The sequence below is a fragment of the Chryseobacillus diguaensis genome (genome assembly GCF_049220665.1).
Lineage (GTDB): Bacteria > Bacillota > Bacilli > Bacillales > Bacillaceae > Metabacillus_B.
Window position 1 is genome coordinate 26,657 of sequence record NZ_JBMKNV010000003.1, and the last position, 19,053, is coordinate 45,709.

The 19,053-nt window shown below is 42.8% G+C and carries 19 protein-coding genes; 16 read left to right on the forward strand and 3 right to left on the reverse strand.

Annotated elements, in window-relative coordinates; all coding sequences use genetic code 11:
* The first annotated feature begins 69 nt into the window (after positions 1 to 69).
* On the forward strand, positions 70 to 795 hold the full coding sequence (locus ACOT8F_RS05245; protein WP_421650521.1) for a pseudouridine synthase: 726 nt from the start codon (positions 70 to 72) through the stop codon (positions 793 to 795).
* Between the two features lie 462 nt (positions 796 to 1,257).
* Here the strand turns inward: ACOT8F_RS05245 and ACOT8F_RS05250 are convergent, their stop codons facing one another.
* Positions 1,258 to 1,479, reverse strand: coding sequence for a DeoR family transcriptional regulator (locus tag ACOT8F_RS05250; RefSeq protein WP_421650522.1), 222 nt, complete (start codon positions 1,477 to 1,479; stop codon positions 1,258 to 1,260).
* Between the two features lie 452 nt (positions 1,480 to 1,931).
* Here ACOT8F_RS05250 and ACOT8F_RS05255 point away from each other — a divergent pair, with 452 nt between their 5' ends.
* The gene (locus ACOT8F_RS05255; RefSeq protein WP_421650523.1) at positions 1,932 to 2,300 is read left to right on the forward strand and encodes a DUF5362 family protein; all 369 of its coding nucleotides are present in this window, start codon (positions 1,932 to 1,934) and stop codon (positions 2,298 to 2,300) included.
* Positions 2,301 to 2,518: 218 nt separating this feature from the next.
* On the opposite strand, the gene ACOT8F_RS05260 is transcribed toward ACOT8F_RS05255, so the two are convergent.
* Both ACOT8F_RS05260 and ACOT8F_RS05265 read right to left on the reverse strand, forming a co-directional pair.
* Positions 2,519 to 3,820, reverse strand: a complete 1,302-nt coding sequence (locus ACOT8F_RS05260) for an NCS2 family permease (RefSeq protein WP_421650524.1) — start codon at positions 3,818 to 3,820, stop codon at positions 2,519 to 2,521.
* A 142-nt stretch (positions 3,821 to 3,962) separates the two neighbouring features.
* Positions 3,963 to 4,166: a hypothetical protein gene (locus ACOT8F_RS05265; RefSeq protein WP_421650525.1), complete on the reverse strand. Its 204-nt coding sequence runs from the start codon at positions 4,164 to 4,166 to the stop codon at positions 3,963 to 3,965.
* A gap of 303 nt (positions 4,167 to 4,469) precedes the next feature.
* Here ACOT8F_RS05265 and pepV point away from each other — a divergent pair, with 303 nt between their 5' ends.
* The 14 genes from pepV (at position 4,470) to ACOT8F_RS05335 (ending at position 19,038) form a co-directional block, all read left to right on the forward strand.
* Complete coding sequence (gene pepV, locus ACOT8F_RS05270) at positions 4,470 to 5,861, forward strand: dipeptidase PepV (RefSeq protein ID WP_421650526.1); 1,392 nt, start codon at positions 4,470 to 4,472, stop codon at positions 5,859 to 5,861.
* 154 nt (positions 5,862 to 6,015) lie between these two features.
* Positions 6,016 to 7,242, forward strand: a complete 1,227-nt coding sequence (locus ACOT8F_RS05275) for an acyl-CoA dehydrogenase (RefSeq protein ID WP_421650527.1) — start codon at positions 6,016 to 6,018, stop codon at positions 7,240 to 7,242.
* A 12-nt stretch (positions 7,243 to 7,254) separates the two neighbouring features.
* Positions 7,255 to 8,031 carry an SDR family oxidoreductase gene (locus tag ACOT8F_RS05280; RefSeq protein ID WP_421650528.1) on the forward strand — a complete coding sequence of 259 codons (777 nt, stop codon included), beginning with the start codon at positions 7,255 to 7,257 and terminating at the stop codon, positions 8,029 to 8,031.
* Between the two features lie 373 nt (positions 8,032 to 8,404).
* Positions 8,405 to 10,024 carry a long-chain-fatty-acid--CoA ligase gene (locus ACOT8F_RS05285; RefSeq protein ID WP_421650529.1) on the forward strand — a complete coding sequence of 540 codons (1,620 nt, stop codon included), beginning with the start codon at positions 8,405 to 8,407 and terminating at the stop codon, positions 10,022 to 10,024.
* A 70-nt stretch (positions 10,025 to 10,094) separates the two neighbouring features.
* Complete coding sequence (locus ACOT8F_RS05290) at positions 10,095 to 10,658, forward strand: TetR/AcrR family transcriptional regulator (RefSeq protein ID WP_421650530.1); 564 nt, start codon at positions 10,095 to 10,097, stop codon at positions 10,656 to 10,658.
* Between the two features lie 82 nt (positions 10,659 to 10,740).
* Positions 10,741 to 11,625, forward strand: a complete 885-nt coding sequence (locus ACOT8F_RS05295; protein ID WP_421650531.1) for a 3-hydroxyacyl-CoA dehydrogenase family protein — start codon at positions 10,741 to 10,743, stop codon at positions 11,623 to 11,625.
* A complete protein-coding gene (locus ACOT8F_RS05300; RefSeq protein WP_421650532.1) occupies positions 11,625 to 12,404 on the forward strand; it encodes an enoyl-CoA hydratase in 780 nt (259 codons plus the stop codon). Before ACOT8F_RS05295 ends, ACOT8F_RS05300 begins: the two co-directional genes overlap by 1 nt.
* Before the next feature lie 15 nt (positions 12,405 to 12,419).
* Entirely contained in the window at positions 12,420 to 12,836 is a 417-nt protein-coding gene (locus tag ACOT8F_RS05305; RefSeq protein ID WP_421650533.1) for an acyl-CoA thioesterase, read from the forward strand.
* 15 nt (positions 12,837 to 12,851) lie between these two features.
* A complete protein-coding gene (locus tag ACOT8F_RS05310; RefSeq protein WP_421650534.1) occupies positions 12,852 to 13,907 on the forward strand; it encodes a phosphotransferase family protein in 1,056 nt (351 codons plus the stop codon).
* Between the two features lie 9 nt (positions 13,908 to 13,916).
* Complete coding sequence (locus ACOT8F_RS05315; RefSeq protein ID WP_421650535.1) at positions 13,917 to 14,651, forward strand: 2-phosphosulfolactate phosphatase; 735 nt, start codon at positions 13,917 to 13,919, stop codon at positions 14,649 to 14,651.
* The gene (locus ACOT8F_RS05320; protein WP_421650536.1) at positions 14,648 to 16,417 is read left to right on the forward strand and encodes an acyl-CoA dehydrogenase FadE; all 1,770 of its coding nucleotides are present in this window, start codon (positions 14,648 to 14,650) and stop codon (positions 16,415 to 16,417) included. Before ACOT8F_RS05315 ends, ACOT8F_RS05320 begins: the two co-directional genes overlap by 4 nt.
* A gap of 49 nt (positions 16,418 to 16,466) precedes the next feature.
* The gene (locus ACOT8F_RS05325; protein WP_421650537.1) at positions 16,467 to 17,234 is read left to right on the forward strand and encodes an SDR family NAD(P)-dependent oxidoreductase; all 768 of its coding nucleotides are present in this window, start codon (positions 16,467 to 16,469) and stop codon (positions 17,232 to 17,234) included.
* A gap of 43 nt (positions 17,235 to 17,277) precedes the next feature.
* A complete protein-coding gene (locus ACOT8F_RS05330) occupies positions 17,278 to 18,051 on the forward strand; it encodes an enoyl-CoA hydratase/isomerase family protein (protein WP_421650538.1) in 774 nt (257 codons plus the stop codon).
* 12 nt (positions 18,052 to 18,063) lie between these two features.
* A complete protein-coding gene (locus tag ACOT8F_RS05335; protein ID WP_421650539.1) occupies positions 18,064 to 19,038 on the forward strand; it encodes a quinone oxidoreductase family protein in 975 nt (324 codons plus the stop codon).
* Positions 19,039 to 19,053 lie beyond the last annotated feature (15 nt).

Below are 19,053 nucleotides of genomic sequence, written 5' to 3' on the forward strand. Positions count from 1 at the left end.
AGGGCTGAGGAAAAAAGTTATAGGGAAAGACTTTTGGCCTAAAGCCTCTTTTCAAATGGAGTGATGATGATGAGAATTGATAAACTGCTTGCCAATAGCGGCTACGGAAGCAGAAAAGAAGTGAAGCAGCTGCTGAAAACAGGTGTTGTGAAAGCGGATGGAAACGTCATTAAGGATCCGAAAACACATGTTGATCCAGACCAACAGGAAATTACGGTGCATGAGGCTGTTGTAGACTATCGAGAATTTATTTATTTGCTGATGAATAAACCTCAAGGTCTGTTATCAGCTACTGAGGATGATCTTCAGGAAACCGTCATCGACATTCTTCAGCCGGAGGACGCGCTTTTCGAGCCATTTCCTGTAGGCAGACTTGATAAAGATACAGAGGGTCTTTTGATTATTACCAATGATGGACAGCTGTCCCATCAGCTGCTGTCACCAAAGAAGCATGTGCCGAAAACGTACTTTGCCGAGGTTTCAGGGTTTGTGACGGAAGAGGATATCGAGTCCTTTAAGCTGGGTGTCACCCTTGATGATGGGTATTTAACCAAGCCAGCGAAACTCGTTATTCTTGAATCGGCCTCTGTCTCAAAAATTGAGCTGACGATAACGGAAGGCAAATTTCATCAAGTAAAAAGAATGTTTGAAGCTGTTGGCAAAAAAGTGGTGTATTTAAAGAGATTAAGCATGGGGCCTCTTCAGCTTGACGCTGATCTGGAACCTGGAGAGTACAGGGAGCTTACGGATGAAGAAGTGGAAGAGTTAAGAAATGCAAAGGTTTTCGATTTGTAGAATAGAAACGGAAGGCTTTTTTCTTAAACTTTGTTGCTCATGAACCAATATTCAGTACTCGAAACCAATGAAATGGCTAAAACTTTAAGAAAGGCTCTTTTCTTAAACTTTGTTGCTTCTCATCCCAAATTTCTTTTGAAAGACCACTGCTTCCGCATGAACTTTAAGAAAAGATGCCGCGAAGCATTGCTAAATGCGTGACAAAGACATTTACGAAAAGTAAAAATCTCTGCGAAAACAGCCTTAAGAAAAGATGCCCGGGGCTAGTCTAAATCCGTAATATAAGCATGTACGAAAAACAACATCTCTGCGAAAACATCCTTAGAAAAAATGTCACTGAGCTAATCCTCATACGTTTTCTAAACCCATCCGAATAGCTGCAATCTTTGCGAAAACATCCAAACGAAAAGAGAGGAACCTGACACCAGGTTCCTTTTTTATGTAAGAATAGAGTTTTTTCTTTTAAGATGAAAGCTTTACTTTTCTCTTGGTAGTGGTCCATTTACCTCTGCTAGGGCTTTTTACAAGATCATTATAGGATAACACATTCAAGTCACGCTGAATTGTTCTTGGCGTAATACCAAATTCGTCAACTAGCTGTTGAGTTGTTACAGTGCCTCTTTCAAAAATGAACATGTAAATGGATTTGATACGGGTTAGCATACGGTTTGTTGAAGGTTTCAAAAAACCACTCCTTATCATTTAATCGCATCGGCATAGGTCTTTAAGACCTGTCTAATAGCCCTACACAAGAGATCATTTAAGCTTCTATTTATTTTTTTTAAATCGCTACAACAATATTTTACACGATTTGTTGCTTTGGAATCTAGAAATAAAGGTAAATTTACACAACTTTTACATGTTCAAAACATTTTGCAATTTCTTTTTTCTATTGAGGCACACTACACTATATGAAGTATGGTTTGAATTGTATGACAATGTAAAGACATTTTGCAAAGAAGTTGCTTTGGTAAATGTATCCTTATGAAGAAGCCTGCTAATGAATCCCTGACATAAAAACGTATGAAGAAAGATTGTTAGCATGTGAAAAAAACAGGTCATAAGATTCCCTCATATGTGTGCCATTCAGAACATATATTAAACACCGAAACTATACAGCTAAGGAGTGTGCAAATATGCTGAATGAAAAAGCTCTTGATTCTATTTCGAAAATTTCCTATTGGGGGAGATTAACTGGCTGGTTCATGGCCATAGCAGGAGGCCTTTGTGCTTTAACCGGACTGTTTGCTTTTGTAATAGGGGCTATTCCGGGAGTACTTGAACTGATTATAGGAATTTTTCTTATCAAGGCAGCAAACAAAGCTGGGGATTTAAAATTGGAACAAACAGACCAAAATTTCGGAGAGTTTGTTTCAAATCTAGCGGTTTATTTTAAAATACAGGGTATCTTGCTTTTAGTAGGGATCGCATTGTTTTTGATCGGTGCTATTTTCTGGGGGACTGTTATTATCAATCTTATCAATCATTCCGGATCAAGTTATTAATGGTATTTCACAGTCATTGAGAAAGGGTTGCCCACATGTGATAGCACAAATGGGTCAGCCCTTTTTTATCTGGACAAAAAAATAAAAAAAATCCTGCTTGAAAGAATAACTTTCAAGCAGGAGAAATTGAGTAAATTTTAAGAAAAGATGCCACGAAGCTATCTTTATACGTGTAGACCGTACGAATAGCTACAATCTATGCGAAAAAAAACATATTATTAATGATTTCCTAAAAAGATCAGCTGAATCAAGAACAGGAAAGCAAACAGATAAACATAAAAGTGAACTTCTTTTGCTTTTCCTTTTGCAATTTTCAGGATCGGGTAGGAAATGAAACCTAATGAAATTCCTGTCGCAATGCTTGATGTTAAAGGCATTGTCAAAATAACAATAAAAGCAGGGAAGGCTTCATCAATTTCTTTCCAGTTGATGTCTGCAATTGCACCGATCATTAAACTTCCGACAATGATAAGAGCGGGAGCAGTAATAGCAGAAATGCCTGAAACAGCACCAACAAGCGGTCCAAAGAAGGAGGCGATAGCGAAAAGGACGGCAACGGTTAACGCTGTCAGCCCTGTGCGGCCTCCTGCTGCAACCCCTGAGGAGGACTCAATGTAGGCTGTTGTAGGACTTGTACCAAACAAAGAACCAATTGTAGTAGCTGTTGAATCAGCAAGGAGTGCTTTTCTGGCATTCGGCAGTTCATTTCCGCGCATAAGCCCAGCCTGCTTGGCGACACCGATCATTGTTCCGGTCGTATCAAATATGGTTACGAGAAGGAAAGAAAATATAACGGCATATAAACTGTGGCTTATGACATCTCCAAAAGCTGTGATGGGATTAATCACCAGGCCCTGAGGAAGGTTTGGAAGTGCCATGATCCCTTCTTTAAATGAGAGCTGGCCTGTGAAATATGCAATCAATCCAGTTACAAGCATACCGATAAACAAAGCGCCGTTTACATTTAAACACATTAAAATAAGGGTAACTCCAAGACCGATGAGAGCCAGAATAACAGAAGGCGAGTGAAGGTCACCAAGAGATACAAGATTCTCCTTGCTATCAGCCACTATACCAGTCGTACGAAGTCCTATAAAAGCTATGAAGAGGCCGATGCCGGCAGTAATACCATTTTTAAGATTTGAAGGAATAGCTTCGATCAATGCTTTTCGAAAAGATGTTAAAGAGAGAATTAAAAACAGAATTCCGGCTACAAAAACAGCTGCAAATGCTATTTGATAAGGCACGCCGTTTTTTCCGCTTGCTACAGTAAAAGCAAAATAAGCATTCATGCCCATTCCTGGAGCGATGGCAATCGGATAATTGGCAAGAAGACCCATAATCAGTGTACCAACGACTGCAGCAATAATAGTTGCCATAAAAACCTGCTGAAAAGGGACACCAGAATTAGAAAGAATTCCTGGATTAACGACAACAATATAGACCATTGTAAAGAAAGTGGTCATGCCGGCGATGAGTTCAGTTTTTACAGTAGTATTGTGTTCTTTCAGCTTAAACATTAAGAAACCTCCAAATAAAACGAACATTATTTAAAACCCTAGACTATAATATTCGTTTTTAGTGCGGAATGCAAGACATTAACAAAGATATTTACATGAATTTTTGTCTTCGTTTCGATAGCATACTTCAATGGTACATATATTAATCCATGCTTTTCGGGTTTTCGCTCAAGTGCTTGTCGGGGCTGAACAAGGCGCTTCCGCTTTTCTTTGTCCAGCTCCAGCGCCTAGCCCCTCGAGTCGCTTCGAAAAATCTCAAAAAGTCAAACCCGGACTTTTCGTGATTTTTCTCCAGCGCTTGTCGGGGCTGAACAAGGCGCTTCCGCTTTTCTTTGTCCAGCTCCAACGCCTAGCCCCTCGAGGTAACTTCACGAAAAGCCAAAAAGTCAAAGAACGGACTTTTCGGCTTTTCGCTCCAGTGCTTGTCGGGGCTAAACAAGCCGCTTCCGCTTTTCTTTGTCCAGCTCCAGCGCCTAGCCCCTCGAGGTCACTTCACAAAAATCCAAAAAGTCGAAGAGCGGACTTTTCGGATTTTTGCTCCAGTGCTTGTCGGGGCTGAACAAGGCGCTTCCGCTTTTCTTTGTCCAGTGGTATCTTAACATATATAGGTACAAACTATACATATAACCATTAGAAGAGGTGAGCGGGAATGAATGATTGGCAAAGTGAAATGGAGAAAAGAAAAGAAAAACTAATTTCCGATACCCAAGCGTTTCTTCAAATTAAAAGCGTTCTTGATGAAAATGCTGGAAAAGAAGGAGCACCTTTTGGTGAAGGAATCAATGAAGCACTTCACCATTTGCTGAACAAAGGAAATGAAGATGGCTTTACGGTGAAAAATCTTGATGGCTATGCGGGCCATATTGAAATGGGCAAGGGAGAAGAGATTGTTGGAATCCTTTGTCATATCGATGTTGTTCCTGAAGGAGACGGCTGGTCGAGTGATCCTTTTGGAGCGGAAATCAGGGATGGGAAAATTTTTGCCCGCGGAGCACTCGATGATAAAGGGCCAACCATGGCTGCCTATCATGCGATGAAGCTCGTAAAAGATCTGGGGCTTGATCTGAACAAAAGAGTTCGAATGATCATTGGAACAGATGAAGAAAGCGACTGGCGCTGTGTTGAACACTACTTTAAGCACGAAGAAATGCCCGCAATGGGCTTTGCTCCAGATGCTGACTTTCCAATCATTTATGCTGAAAAAGGAATTGTGGATGCAAAGCTAAAAACGGATTTTCCGCATGAGGAAGCACCTTCAGACGCTGTGTTGCTTCATTCCTTTGATTCTGGCCGAAGATTTAATATGGTACCTGATTTTGCAGAAGCCATCCTTTCTGGAAGCGATAAGCTTAAAACAGGCTATGATCAGTATCTTTCCGATAATGGCCTCTCCGGTTCAGTTACAGAAGAAAACGGGAATCTTCATTTTAAATTAGAAGGCGTTTCAGCACATGCCATGGAACCAAACAACGGAAAAAATGCCGGAATTTTTCTTGCAGATTATTTGCTGAAGGAAGAGCTTGATAAGCATGGCAGCCAGTTCCTTACCCTTGTAACGGATTATTTTCATGCAGATACGAGAGGGAAGAAGCTTGGGATTGAAATGAAGGATGAGATCAGCGGAGAACTGACAGTCAACGCCGGTATTATCCGTTATTCTGAAGAAACCGGCGGAGAGCTTGGCATCAATATTCGCTATCCGGTTACAGCCCAATCCGATTTTATTCGGGAAAAACTGGGGAAAATACCTGGAGTGAACTTAAACAGCTTCAGCGATTCCAAGCCTCATCATGTAGACGAGAACGATCCATTAATTCAGACGCTGAAGAAGGTTTATGAGGAGCAAACAGGGGAAAAAGCTGAACTGATTTCCATCGGAGGAGGCACCTATGCACGCTCACTGGAAGCTGGAGTGGCATTTGGACCGCTGTTTCCAGGACGTCCGGATATTGCACATCAAAAGGATGAGTACATGGAAATTGACGATCTTGTTAAAGCAGCGGCTATCTATGCACAGGCAATTTATGAATTAGCGAAATGAATAATGGTGAGAAAATGGCAGGGAGGTTCATTTCCTGCCATTTTCTCGTCCAAGGATATTACCTCTCTAATAGTTGTATTATTCAGAAGATTTATATTATGATAGGATAAGAAATACATACCAACCGGTTAGTAAGTAAAGGAGGAGAAACCCTTTGGACTTTTCTTATTCAGATAAGGTGAAGGATTTAGAGAAGCGTTTGAACCAGTTTATGGAGGAGTATGTTTATCCGAATGAAAAGGTTTTTGAAGAAGAACTGAACAAACAGGAAACGAGATGGTCGAAAGTTCCTGACATTATGGAAGAGCTTAAGAGGAAGGCGAAAAAGGAAGGGCTTTGGAATTTGTTTTTGCCTGAAAGCGATTATGGGGCCGGACTCACAAATCAAGAATACGCACCGCTATGCGAAATTATGGGGAGATCTTTGATTGCTCCTGAAATATTTAACTGCTCGGCCCCTGACACTGGAAATATGGAAGTGCTTGTCCGTTATGGAACAGAGGAACAGAAAGACCGCTGGCTCAAGCCGCTTTTGAACGGCGAGATCAGGTCCTGTTTTTCTATGACAGAGCCCGATGCTGCTTCTTCTGATGCTACGAATATTTCCTGCAGCATTGAGCGGGACGGAGATGAATACGTCATAAACGGCAGAAAATGGTGGTCCTCCGGTGCGGGTGATCCGCGCTGTAAAATTGCAATCGTAATGGGGAAAAACGATCCGAATGCACCTAAGTATGAGCAGCAGTCCATGATCCTTGTTCCCCTTGATACGGAGGGAGTCAAAATGGAAAGAACACTTCCTGTATTCGGATATGATCACGCTCCACATGGACATGGAGAAATCACTTTCAATGAAGTGAGAGTACCGAAAGAAAATATTTTGTGGGGCGAAGGAAAAGGATTTGCCATTGCACAAGGAAGACTTGGACCAGGAAGAATCCATCATTGCATGAGGCTGATCGGTGCGGCCGAAAGATCTCTTGAAGAATTATGTAAGCGTGTTCAAAAGCGAGAAGCCTTTGGAAAACAGCTATCTAAGCAAGGTGTAATTCAAGAATGGATTGCTGATTCAAGAATTGAGATTGAACAGGCGAGACTATTAACACTAAAAGCGGCTTATATGATGGATACGGTTGGTAACAAGGCTGCAAAACAGGAAATTGCGATGATAAAAGTGGTAGCTCCAAGCATGGCTTTAAGAGTAATTGACCGTGCCATTCAAGCCTTTGGCGCCGCCGGTGTTAGTGAAGATGTCCCGCTCGCAGCGCAATGGGCAAATGCAAGGACACTTCGCCTTGCAGATGGACCTGATGAAGTGCACAGAGCGCAGCTTGCAAGGCTTGAGCTGAAAAAATACGACGTTTCGCTGCAAACGGTCTAAGGAGGAAATAGCATGCATATTAAAGAGCTTTTTGACTTGTCCGATAAAACAGCAATCGTGACAGGCGGCGGAAGAGGTCTTGGAGAGCAGATTGCGGAAGGGCTAGCAGAAGCTGGAGCAAACGTTGTGCTTTGTTCAAGAAAAGTGGAAGCGTGCCAGGAGGTTGCTGAACGGCTGCAGCAGGAAAAGGGAGTCACGACACTTGCTCTTTCCTGTGACATTACTTCCCCTTCGGACGTAAAAATGGTTGTGGAAAAAACGATTGAGGAGTTTGGAAGCATAGATATTCTGATTAATAACAGCGGCGCAACATGGGGAGCTCCCGCGGCTGAAATGCCGCTTGAAGCGTGGAAAAAGGTTATCGATGTGAATGTAACCGGGACTTTTTTAATGGCACAGGAAGCCGGTAAAAAAATGATTCAGCAAAAAAGCGGCAAAATCATTAATATTGCGTCTGTTGCAGGACTTGGAGGCGCACATCCAAGGTATATGGATACGATTGGCTATAACACAAGTAAAGGAGCTGTTATTACATTTACGAAAGATCTTGCTGCAAAATGGGGCCAGTACAATATTAACGTTAATGCAATCGCACCAGGTTTTTTTCCTACTAAAATGTCCAAAGTTTTAATCGAACAAGGGGAGGACTATCTTCTTGATATGACTCCTCTTAAACGATTTGGATCTGAGAAAGACTTAAAAGGAGCTGCTGTATTTCTTGCTTCAGGTGCATCCGACTTTATTACAGGGGATGTACTCATCGTTGACGGCGGAACCCACGCCTTGTAAATCGGTTCTTGCAAAGGGGTAGAATGACTGGGAAATCCTGATTTCCGCGAGTAGGGCTAAGTGCAGCAGGTGAAAAAAGCTTTTTAAACGGTTAAAAATCAGACTAGCAGATCGCCAAAGTGTCTGAAAGTGAAAATAGAGGCTTCGCCAGTAAAAAGGGGTGTTTGGCTCGTTAGAAGCTGGTATCTGCCAGTGAAACATCGATTCCAACTAGTACAAAGCCTCTTTCTGCTTGTGCAGTCCCAATTTTCGCCAGCAGGCCTCACCCTTGTAAGCAAAAAGCCTTTTTAAACAGTAAAAAACCAATTTTAACAGGTGTCTAAAATCAATAATAGATCCTTATAAAAAATCATCACTAAAAGGAGGGACATATATGCAAGACCTCAGCCAATGGTTTTCCAAATATCCAGAGAGCATGCTGCATGATATTAATATTCCGTCTATATCATTGTCCGATATGCTGAAGAATGCTGTTGATAAGTACAGTGAGAATCCAGCCATCTCGTTTTATGGAAGAACAATGACCTACAGCCAATTGTCCGAGAGCGTTTCGGCCTTTGCTTCTGCGCTTCAGGGAGAGGGTCTAAAAAAAGGGGACAGGGCAGCCATTATGCTTCCAAACTGTCCTCAGTATGCCGTCTCCTTTTTTGGAATTTTAACAGCTGGAGGAATTGTTACCCAGATGAATCCGATGCTCGTTGAAAGAGAGCTCGAGCACATATTGAATGATTCCGGCGCAGAAATACTCGTTGTTTACGACGTTCTTTATGAAAGAGTCAATGCGATTAAAGAGAAAACGAACTTAAAAAAAATCATTACAGTCAGTCTCCAGCCAGATTCGCCCAAGCAGGAGGGGGCTGAGTCATTCGAAATTTTTCTATCCCGCGGCCAACAGCAGCTGAACGAGGTAGAGATTGATCCGGAAAATGACATCGCGGTTTTGCAGTATACAGGCGGTACCACTGGCCTCTCTAAGGGAGCCATGCTGACCCATCGAAATCTTGTAGCAAACACGGTTCAGTCCTATGAATATTCTAAATCTGAGGTGAACCTTGGTCAGGAGAAATGCCTAACCGTTATTCCGCTGTTCCATGTATTTGCCATGACTTCCTGCATGAACATGTCTTTGTACTGCGGCAACTGCATGATTATGCTGCCCCGGTTTGATCTAGAGGAAGTCCTTGAAACGATTAGAAAGGAACAGCCTACAATTTTTCCTGGCGTTCCAACGATGTATGTGGCAATTACGAATCATCCCCGCGCCGAGGAATTTGGCTTGGATTGCATCAAAATCTGCAATAGCGGCAGTGCGCCTATGCCAGTTGAGCTGCAGCGTGAATTTGAGAGAAAGACCGGGGCTAAAATCTTAGAAGGCTACGGCCTTTCGGAAGCATCACCAGTCACACATTGCAATCCGGTTTTTGGTGAGAGAAAACCTGGAAGTGTAGGGCTTGCATTCCCGCAAACGGCCTGCAAAATTGTGGACTTGGCAACGGGTTTCGAAGAGCTTAGGCCTGGGGAGCTTGGTGAAATCATTGTTTCAGGACCGCAGGTGATGAAGGGCTACTGGAACATGATTGAGGAAACAGCCCATGCCTTAAGAGATGGCTGGCTTTTCACAGGAGATATCGGCAAAAAGGATGAAGACGGATACCTTTATATTAATGACCGAAAAAAAGACTTAATTATTGCGAGCGGATATAATATTTATCCGAGAGATGTAGAAGAGATCCTTTATGAACACCCATCTGTTCAGGAGGCTGTCGTTATTGGAGTGCCTGATCCTTATAGAGGAGAAACAGTAAAAGCGTTTATTGTCCTTAAAAACGGAAAAGAAGCGGAAGTGGAGGAAATCATCCAATATTGCAAAGATAACATGTCAGCCTATAAAGTGCCGAAAGAAATTGAATTCCGAAGCGAGCTGCCAAAGACGAATGTAGGGAAAATACTTAGGCGAGCTTTAAGGGAAGAGGCGGCACGAAAGCAAGTATAGAAGCTCAAGTAAATCTATTCAGCCGCCATGCTATAATGGGAAAACAGAATAGATTGAGAGGGTTATCACAATGAAAGACAGAATGGTGCAAGAGAGCATCCGCCTTTTCGCAGAAAAAGGCTTTAAAGAAACGTCCATACAGGAAATAACAGATGCATTGAATGTGACGAAAGGGACGTTTTACTATTATTTCAAAAACAAAGAGCAGCTTTTGATGGATATCCATCTCTCTTATATCGAAAACTTGCTGGATAAACAAAAAGAAATATTGGAAGATTCAAAGAAAACGAACAAGCACAAACTTCATGAAATGATTTATGTGCTCATCCATGATATTGAAAGAGAAGGATTAAGCGCCAGAGTGTTTTTCAGAGAAATGCGGCACTTAAGCGAAAAGAATATGGCCGAAATTATTGAAAAGCGGGAACAATTCCGGCTTAATATTGAAAAAACGTTAAGAGACGGCGTTCAGGCAGGAGAATTCAGGAACGACATTCCGATTGATATTACGGCACTTGGCATTCTAGGTATGACGAACTGGAGCTATTTCTGGTTTGATCCAAACGGAAGGGCTACAGACAGAGAGGTTTCAGACATCTTTCTGACCATAATGCTTGAAGGAATTGAAGTTTGACCGGGTGAAGCGGGGCAAATCGTCTCGCTTGTCTATGACATACTGACTAGTTAGTTATGGTGTTAAAAGGGAGGAATTAGTAATGAAAGCTGAAAATATTCAAAGAATCTGTGTAGCCGGAGCGGGGCAAATGGGGCACCAAATTGCTATGCTGTGTGCACTTGGCGGCTACGAAACGACAATTCAGGATGTAAATGAAACCGCTTTAACGAAAGCTGAGTCAACTCTTGAGACCATTATGAACAAGTGGGTGGCAAAAAACAAAATTTCAAATGAGGCAAAAAAAGCTGCCTTCAACCGCCTTCATTTTACAGCAAGTCTTGAAGAAGCAGCAAAAGATGCTGACTTTGTCATCGAAGCAATTGTAGAAAAACTCGAGGCTAAACAGGTTCTGTTCAGACAGCTTGATACGATTGCCCCAAATCATGCTATCCTTGCAACCAATTCATCAACCATTGTGAATTCCCTCATTGCCGGGGTGACGAGCCGCCCTGAGAAAGTGGTAAATATGCACTTCTTTTTTCCGCCGCTTGTAATGGATTGTGTGGAGGTTGTAACAAGTGAAGAAACTTCTGAAGAAACAGCTCAACTGACAATGGAAGTATGCCGCAGGATCAATCGGGCAGCTGTCCTGCTGAAAAAAGAAATCTCCGGATTTATTGCAAATCGTATTTTAGGAGCTTTGCAAAAAGAGGCTGTCTATCTTTATGAAAATGGCTATGCCGATTTTGAGGACATTGATATTATTTGCAAAAAAGCATTGAACTACCCAATCGGACCTTTCGAATTAATGGATTTATCCGGTATTGATGTAGGCTATTATGTTATGCAGCAGCGCTATGCAGAGTCAGGTGATCCGGAAGATAAGCCGGCAGCCTGCATTGAAGATAAGGTGAAAAAAGGGGAGCTGGGCCGTAAAACAGGAAAAGGCTGGTACCAATATGAAAAAGAAGGAGTGAGAAATTAATGGAAAAGCTCGTTAAGGTTGAAAAGCAAGAAAAAATTGCTGTTATCACAATCGATCATCCCCCTTTAAATGTGATGGATCAGCAGGTTGTAAGGGAATTAAAGGAAGCGTTCACAGAAATCGAGCATGATCAAGAAACGGTGGCCGTTATTTTAACGGGAGCTGGCGAACGGGCATTTATGGCAGGAGCTGATATTAAAGAATTTCCTGAGCTGATGGGAAGAACCGGGATTAAAGAACAATTTATGGTCAATCATTCTGTCCTTGGGTATATTGACCATTTTCCAAAGCCTGTTATTGCGGTTCTTAATGGATTAACTTTAGGCGGAGGCTGTGAACTGGCTTTAACCTGTGATCTTAGAATCGCGGAAGAGCATGTACAAATCGGACTTCCTGAAATTAAGCTTGGGCTGTTCCCGGGAGCAGGCGGCACCCAGCGGCTATCAAGAGCTGTTGGAGAAGCAAGAGCAAAAGAAATCATGTTCACAGGAGAGCCGATTGATGCAGAAAAAGCAGAACGGATTGGATTAGTGAACTATGTTATGCCAAAAGGAACTGGCCTGAATAAAGCGATGGAGCTTGCAGGAAGAATCACCCAATATTCTTTGCCTGCTCTTTCAAGAATGAAAAAAGCAGTTGATGATGGCCTTGATCTTCCTTTATCTAAAGGAATTGAACGGGAAGCGGAGCTGTTTGAAGAAGTGTTCCAAACAAAAGATATTCAAGAGGGCGTTCAAGCTTTTATTGAAAAACGAAAGCCTGTGTTTACGCATCAATAAGGAGGTTTATAGGAAGTGGGATACCAATCATCATTAAAGGTCCGTTTTTGTGAAACAGATGCACTGGGCCATATCAACAATACAAGCTATTTTATTTATATGGAAGAAGCCCGTGTGCAATTTTTTGAAAGCATCGGCTTCATAATGGATGCGAAAAACTGGCAGTTTATCATGGCCCAAGCATCATGTGACTTTCTTGATCAGGCCCATTTCAATGATGAACTCGTGGTCATAACTTCAGTTACTCACCTTGGAACGAAAAGCTTTCATATGGAACACTTGATGAAAAACGCAGTAACAGGAAGGCCAGTAGCAAAAGGGAAATCCGTTATTGTTACGTATGAATTTCAAGAACAAAAAAGCATTCCGATCCCCGGCCATATTCGCGCTGAGCTTGAAAAGCACATGGCAGCTGCAAGCATATCAGAGTGATAGGGAGGAATTGGAATGAATGAAACGATACCAGTAAGAAAAGGAGAAGAGCTTGATCCCATTCTCCTTGAGGAGCATCTTCGCAGTCAATTTAAAGAAATACCAACTGGCCATTTGACGATCAGGCAATTTGGGACAGGTGCCTCAAATCTAACTTATACCCTTAATATCGGTGAATGGGAGGCTGTTTTAAGGAGGCCTCCTCTTGGACCAGTTGCACCGAAAGCGCATGATATGGATCGTGAGTACCAAGTATTAAAAGCACTGAATCCCCTTTTCCCGCTTGCTCCAAAGCCGCTCTTGTATGAAGACAATAAAGAGATAACAGGAGCACCATTCTTTCTAATGGAAAGAAGACATGGAACAGTAATAGATACTGAATTTCCAGAAGATTTCGAGATTACGGGAGAAGATTGTGAGAATCTTTCTGAAATCATGGTAGATACGCTCGTTGATCTTCACAATGTCAGTTATAAAGGAACAAGGCTTGAAGAGATCAGCAAACCAGATGGATTTATGCAGCGCCAGGTTGAGGGGTGGATTGAAAGGTATTACAGGGCAAAAACAGACGAAATTAATGAGATTGGAAGATTAACAGATTGGATGGAAAAACATCTTCCATCAAAAAATGAGCCAACAGTCATTCATTATGATTATAAATTGAACAACGCGCTGTTTACGAAAAATTTAACAAAAATGACAGGGCTGTTTGATTGGGAAATGGCTACGGTCGGAGATCCGCTTGCTGACCTTGGAGCTGCCATGAGCTATTGGATGGAAAAGGACGATCCTGAGCTTTTGATATATGGGATGGGAAAGCCGACTGTAACCATCCGGCCGGAATTTTACACTAGAGTACAGTTTATCGATCGTTATGCTAAAAAAAGCGGACGTGATACCTCCAATATCCATTATTATTTAACCTTTGCTTATTTTAAGCTTGCCGTCATCTGCCAGCAGATTTACTACCGCTATAAAATGGGGCAGACAAAGGATGCAAGGTTCGCTAAATTTGGGGCATTTGCCGAGACCCTTATTAAGCACAGCCTAACTATTGCTCAAAAGGGATGAGGTGAGTTTTTGGGGAAAATCCATGTTCTGATGAAAAAAGAAGAAATTGATGAAGCAAAAATGAATGGAAAGACTGCTGTGGTTTTTGATGTGCTGCTCGCTACATCAACGATCATAACCCTTTTGGAAAACGGGGCAAAAGAGGTCATACCGGTTCTTGATGAGACACGTGCCAGGGAAACAGCTGCAAGCATGGAAAAGAATTCCTATCTGCTTGCGGGAGAGTATGAAGGAAGAACAATTGAAGGCTTCCTGGACCCGAATCCTTCCTTTTTAAAAGATAAAGTAAAAGGAAAAAGCGTGATTTTGTCAACAACAAACGGAACAGTTGCTATACATGGAGCTGGTCTTGCCAAACACGTTTATGCCTGCTCGCTGCTGAACAGCCAGGCAACAGCTGAACACTTTGAAAAATTCCACCGTGATGATTCGATTGTCCTTGTCTGCTCCGGCTCTTCGGGCCAGTTCTGCATAGAGGATTTTTACGGAGCAGGATATTTTGCGGACTGTTTGCTTTCGGCTTCTTCATACACGCTGACAGACGCAGCAAGGGCAGCTGTTTTATTTTCAAGAAGCCAAAGAAGCCAGGCAGAGGAGTTAATGAAAGCTTCAAGAGTTGGGGAAATGCTCTCCATGTACGGATTTGAAGAGGAGATCACATACATCACCCAGCATAGCAGCTGCAAGGCAATAGGCGTTTTGAGCGGAAGCAAAATGATGAAATACGAGGAGATGACAGAATGAAATCAGCATCATTGCAAAAAGGCGGAAGCTTTCTATATGAGCAAGCCGGTTCTGATGCCGTTTTTACACCGGAGGATTTTACTCAGGAGCACATAATGATGGCTCAGACAGCGAGACAATTTCTTGAAAAAGAGGTTGATCCTTATCAAGAAGACATTGAAAACCAGGATTTCAGCCGGGTCGTAACCCTTCTAAAAAAAGCAGGGGAGCTTGGGCTTCTTGCTCATAGCATACCTGAAGCCTACGGGGGGCTTGGTCTTGATAAAATCAGCAAAGGACTTGTAGGAGAAATCATTGGGAGGTCAAGCGGGTACGGGGTCGCGCATTCCAATCATACCTGCATTGCAACACTTCCGATCACCTATTTCGGCTCCAAAGAGCAAAAAGAAAAATACTTGCCGAAGCTTGCAAGCGGGGAATATCTAGGAGCTTATTGCTTAACAGAACCAGGTTCAGGTTCAGATGCTCTTGCTGCAAAGACAACCGCCAAATTGAATGAAAAAGGTACCCATTATGTACTGAACGGCACCAAGCTCTATATCACAAATGCTGTCTTCTCGGACACTTTTATCGTCTATGCAAAAGTGGATGGAGATCAATTCACGGCCTTTATCGTTGAAAAGGATTTTCCGGGACTATCACTTGGGCCGGAAGAACAGAAAATGGGCATTAAAGGCTCTTCCACAAGATCGGTTATTTTTGAGGATTGCCTTGTACCGAGGGAAAACCTGCTTGGCGAGATCGGAAAAGGGCATGTCATTGCCTTGAATGTACTGAATCTAGGCAGGTTTAATCTCGGTTCTGCCTGTATGGGAGCTGGCAAATATGCTTTCAAGTTAGCAGTAAGGTTTACGAAAGAACGGCATCAGTTCAAAAGAGCGATTGCTGATTTTGCAGCCACTAAAGAAAAGACTGCCAAAATGGCGGCCCGGATCTATGCTGCTGAAGCTATTCAATACAGGACAGCTGGTCTTTTAGAAGGCGCGCTTGGCGGTCTTTACGATTCAGAAGACAGTGCCTTAATCGGCAAGCGGATGATGGAATATGCAGCAGAATGCGCTATTTGCAAGGTATACGGGTCAGAGACGCTTGACCAAATAGCAGATGAATCCCTTCAGCTTCATGGAGGAGCCGGTTTTATTAAAGAATACAAAATTGAACAAGTGTACAGAGATTCAAGGATCAACCGTATATTCGAAGGAACCAATGAGATTAACCGCTTGCTGCTGCCAACTCACTTTTTCCGAAAAGCTGCAAAAGGAGAAATTGAACTGGAAGAAGTGATTCAAAAAGCCATTTACAATCTGAAGCAGCCACTAACACAGTCTGAAGGTGTGCTTGAGAGGGAAACTGCTGCGGTTCACCTTTTAAGAAATACCCTTCTTGCATGTATGGGAGCAGCTTACCGGCGCTTTGGCTCAAGTCTCAGCGAGGAGCAGGAGACCATTATGAAGCTATCAGATATGGCCATTGCTTTATATGCTGCAGAGTCCAGCCTGCTTCGCTCAGAAAAAGCTATAAAGAAAAACGGTCCTGAAAAAGAAGAGTCGAAAATCCTGCTGACAGAAACGGTCGTCGAGGACGCATTGCTTCAAAATGAAATCCTGGCAAGAAGAATCATCAGCGGGGTGCTATCAGGCGATGAAAGAAAGGAATTGCTTCAGCTTTTGATTCCTGCATTCCAGTCAATCAGCTATGAAAACACGATTGAACGCAACAGGAAAATAGCTGATTTACAGCAGGAAAAGGGCCAGTTTGTCAGCTGAGTCATTGATGAAGGTTTAACAAAAAGCCTAGATGAAAGAGGGTGTTTACGTGCGTTTTCATAACAAAATAGCAGTTATAACAGGTGCAGGAAGCGGTATTGGAAAAGCAGCTGCTGAACGATTAGCCAAAGAAGGTGCAACAGTCATTTTAGCAGGCAGAACAAAAGAGAAGCTTGAAGCAGCAAGAGACAGTATCAATCAGCAATGCGGGGCAGAGAAAGCTCATCTATTCCAATCTGATGTCACAAAGGAAGAGGATGTTCAAGGGCTTGCACAGTTTGCTGGAAAATTTGGACCTCCCCATATCGTAATTAACAATGCTGGCGGTTCAGGACAATCCAAAATTCTTGAAACATCCAGCGAAGATTGGGATTTTGTGCAAAAAGCCAATTTAAAGAGTGTTTTTCTTGTTTCAAAAATTCTAGGCTCACTGATGAAGGATGATGAAGAAGGCAGAAGGTCGGATCGATCTATTGTCAATGTCGCTTCGTTATCAGCCTATAAAGCAGGAGCGCACATCCCGCATTACAGTGCAGCAAAAGCAGGGGTTGTTAATTTTACAAAAGCCCTTGCCTTGGAACTCTCTCCGTATGGAGTAAGAGTGAACTCGGTATCACCCGGTTTTATTGAAACACCGCTCACAGAAGGCGGCTTAAAGAATGCTAAATTCACAGAATCGATTGAACGCAGTACAGCTCTCAGAAGAGTAGGAAAGCCTGAAGAGATTGCGAATATCATAGCCTTAGCTGCTTCCAGTGAGGCGTCCTATATGACAGGTACGGATCTTCTCGCTGATGGTGGCTGGCTGATCGTATAAGAAGGAATGTGAAAAATCTAAAATGAATAGAGGAGATGATTGTATGAGTGATTTGCTCGTTGAGAAAAAAGATGCTGTGCTGATGCTGACGCTAAACCGCCCTGAAAGCCTGAATGCCTTTAGCGAAGAAATGATTCTAGGGCTTACCAATGCCTTTAAGCTCGCCCAAAGAGATGAAGAGATCCGTGTCGTTATATTGAGCGGTGCAGGAAGATCGTTCAGTGCAGGAGGCGATGTGAAGTCCATGGGTACAGCAAGCGGAGAAGAGGTTTTTGAACATCTTGGACACTTGAATGAATGCATTTTAACGATGAAACAGCTTGAGAAGCCAATCATTGCTGCGGTGCATGGCTTTGCTGCAGGAGCGGCATTTAATCTTGCGCTGGCCTGTGACCTCATTATTGCGGAAGAAAACAGCCAATTTGTGATGAGCTTTGCCAAGGTGGGGCTGATTTCAGACGGAGGAGGCCTTTATTTTCTTCCTCGGATAGTGGGACCATACCGTGCAAAAGAGCTGCTTTTCAGCGCAGAACCGATTACTGCAGCAAAAGCTTATGAATACGGGCTCGTAAATCGTGTCGTCTCACTAGAAAATTTAAAGGACGAAGTGGTCTCTTTTGCATCAGCTGTTGCTAAAGGGCCAATCAAAGCAATCGGAGCGATGAAAAAAATCATTGATCATACCGCATCCTCCACTCTTGAAGAGGTCCTCGAGCAGGAAAGAATGATGCAAAGCTTGATGGTATCAACAAAAGACCATCAGGAAGGTGTAGCTGCATTTAAAGAAAAAAGACTTCCTGCATTTCAGGGGAAATAAGGAGAAATTGCAATGAAAGCCATTATGCTTGAAGAATACGGCGGTCCTGAAGTTTTAAAGGTGGTTGATTTGAATAGGCCTTCTCCTAAAGAAAGGGAAGTTCTTATTAAAATTGAATCCATCGGAGTAAATTATGCTGACACTGCAAGAAGAGAAGGGAAATATGTGATTGATACCCCGCTTCCCTTTGTTCCGGGAGCCGAGGTAGCGGGTGTGATTGAAGAAACAGGGAGCGGTGTCAGCCGGTTCAGAAAAGGAGACAGAGTTGTTACACTTATTGGATCAGATGGATATGCCGAATTTGCACTGGCAGACGAAAGAGGACTCATTCCTGTTCCTGAGGGAGTAAGTTTTCATGAGGCTGTCGCGCTTCCGCTTCAAGGCTTGAGTGCCTACCATATATTAAAAACAATGGGCAGAATCGAGAAGGGTGAGACGGTTTTGATTCATGCGGCAGCAGGCGGTGTCGGGAGCATTGCTGTCCAGCTCGCTAAATTGTTTGGAGCAGGAAAAGTAATTGCAACAGCAAGCAATGATGAAAAGCTTGCGATAGCGAAAGAATTGGGTGCTGATGAAATAATCAACTATACGCTTGAAGGATGGGAAAAGAAAGTCTTAGAGGCAACGGAAGGAAAAGGGGTTGATGTGGCCCTTGAAATGGCGGGAGGAGAGGTATTCAAAAAAACCCTGTCCTGTCTTGCGCCGTTTGGAAGACTTGTTATATACGGGGTTGCGAGCGGGGAGCAGCCTAAATTGAATCCCTCTTATTTGATGGGGAAGAACCAATCGGTTATTGGCTTTTTCCTCCCGCAAATTATGAGAAAAAAAGAGCTGTATCTGGGTAGTTTGAAAGAATTGCTAATGTATGTTGAAAATAAACAGTTGAAATTAACAATAGGCGGTATTTATGATTTGGAGGAGGCAGCGAATGTTCATAGTCTCCTTCAAGGAAGAAAAACAAATGGGAAATTAATTCTAGTCCCTTAAGCAATGGGAAAAGGG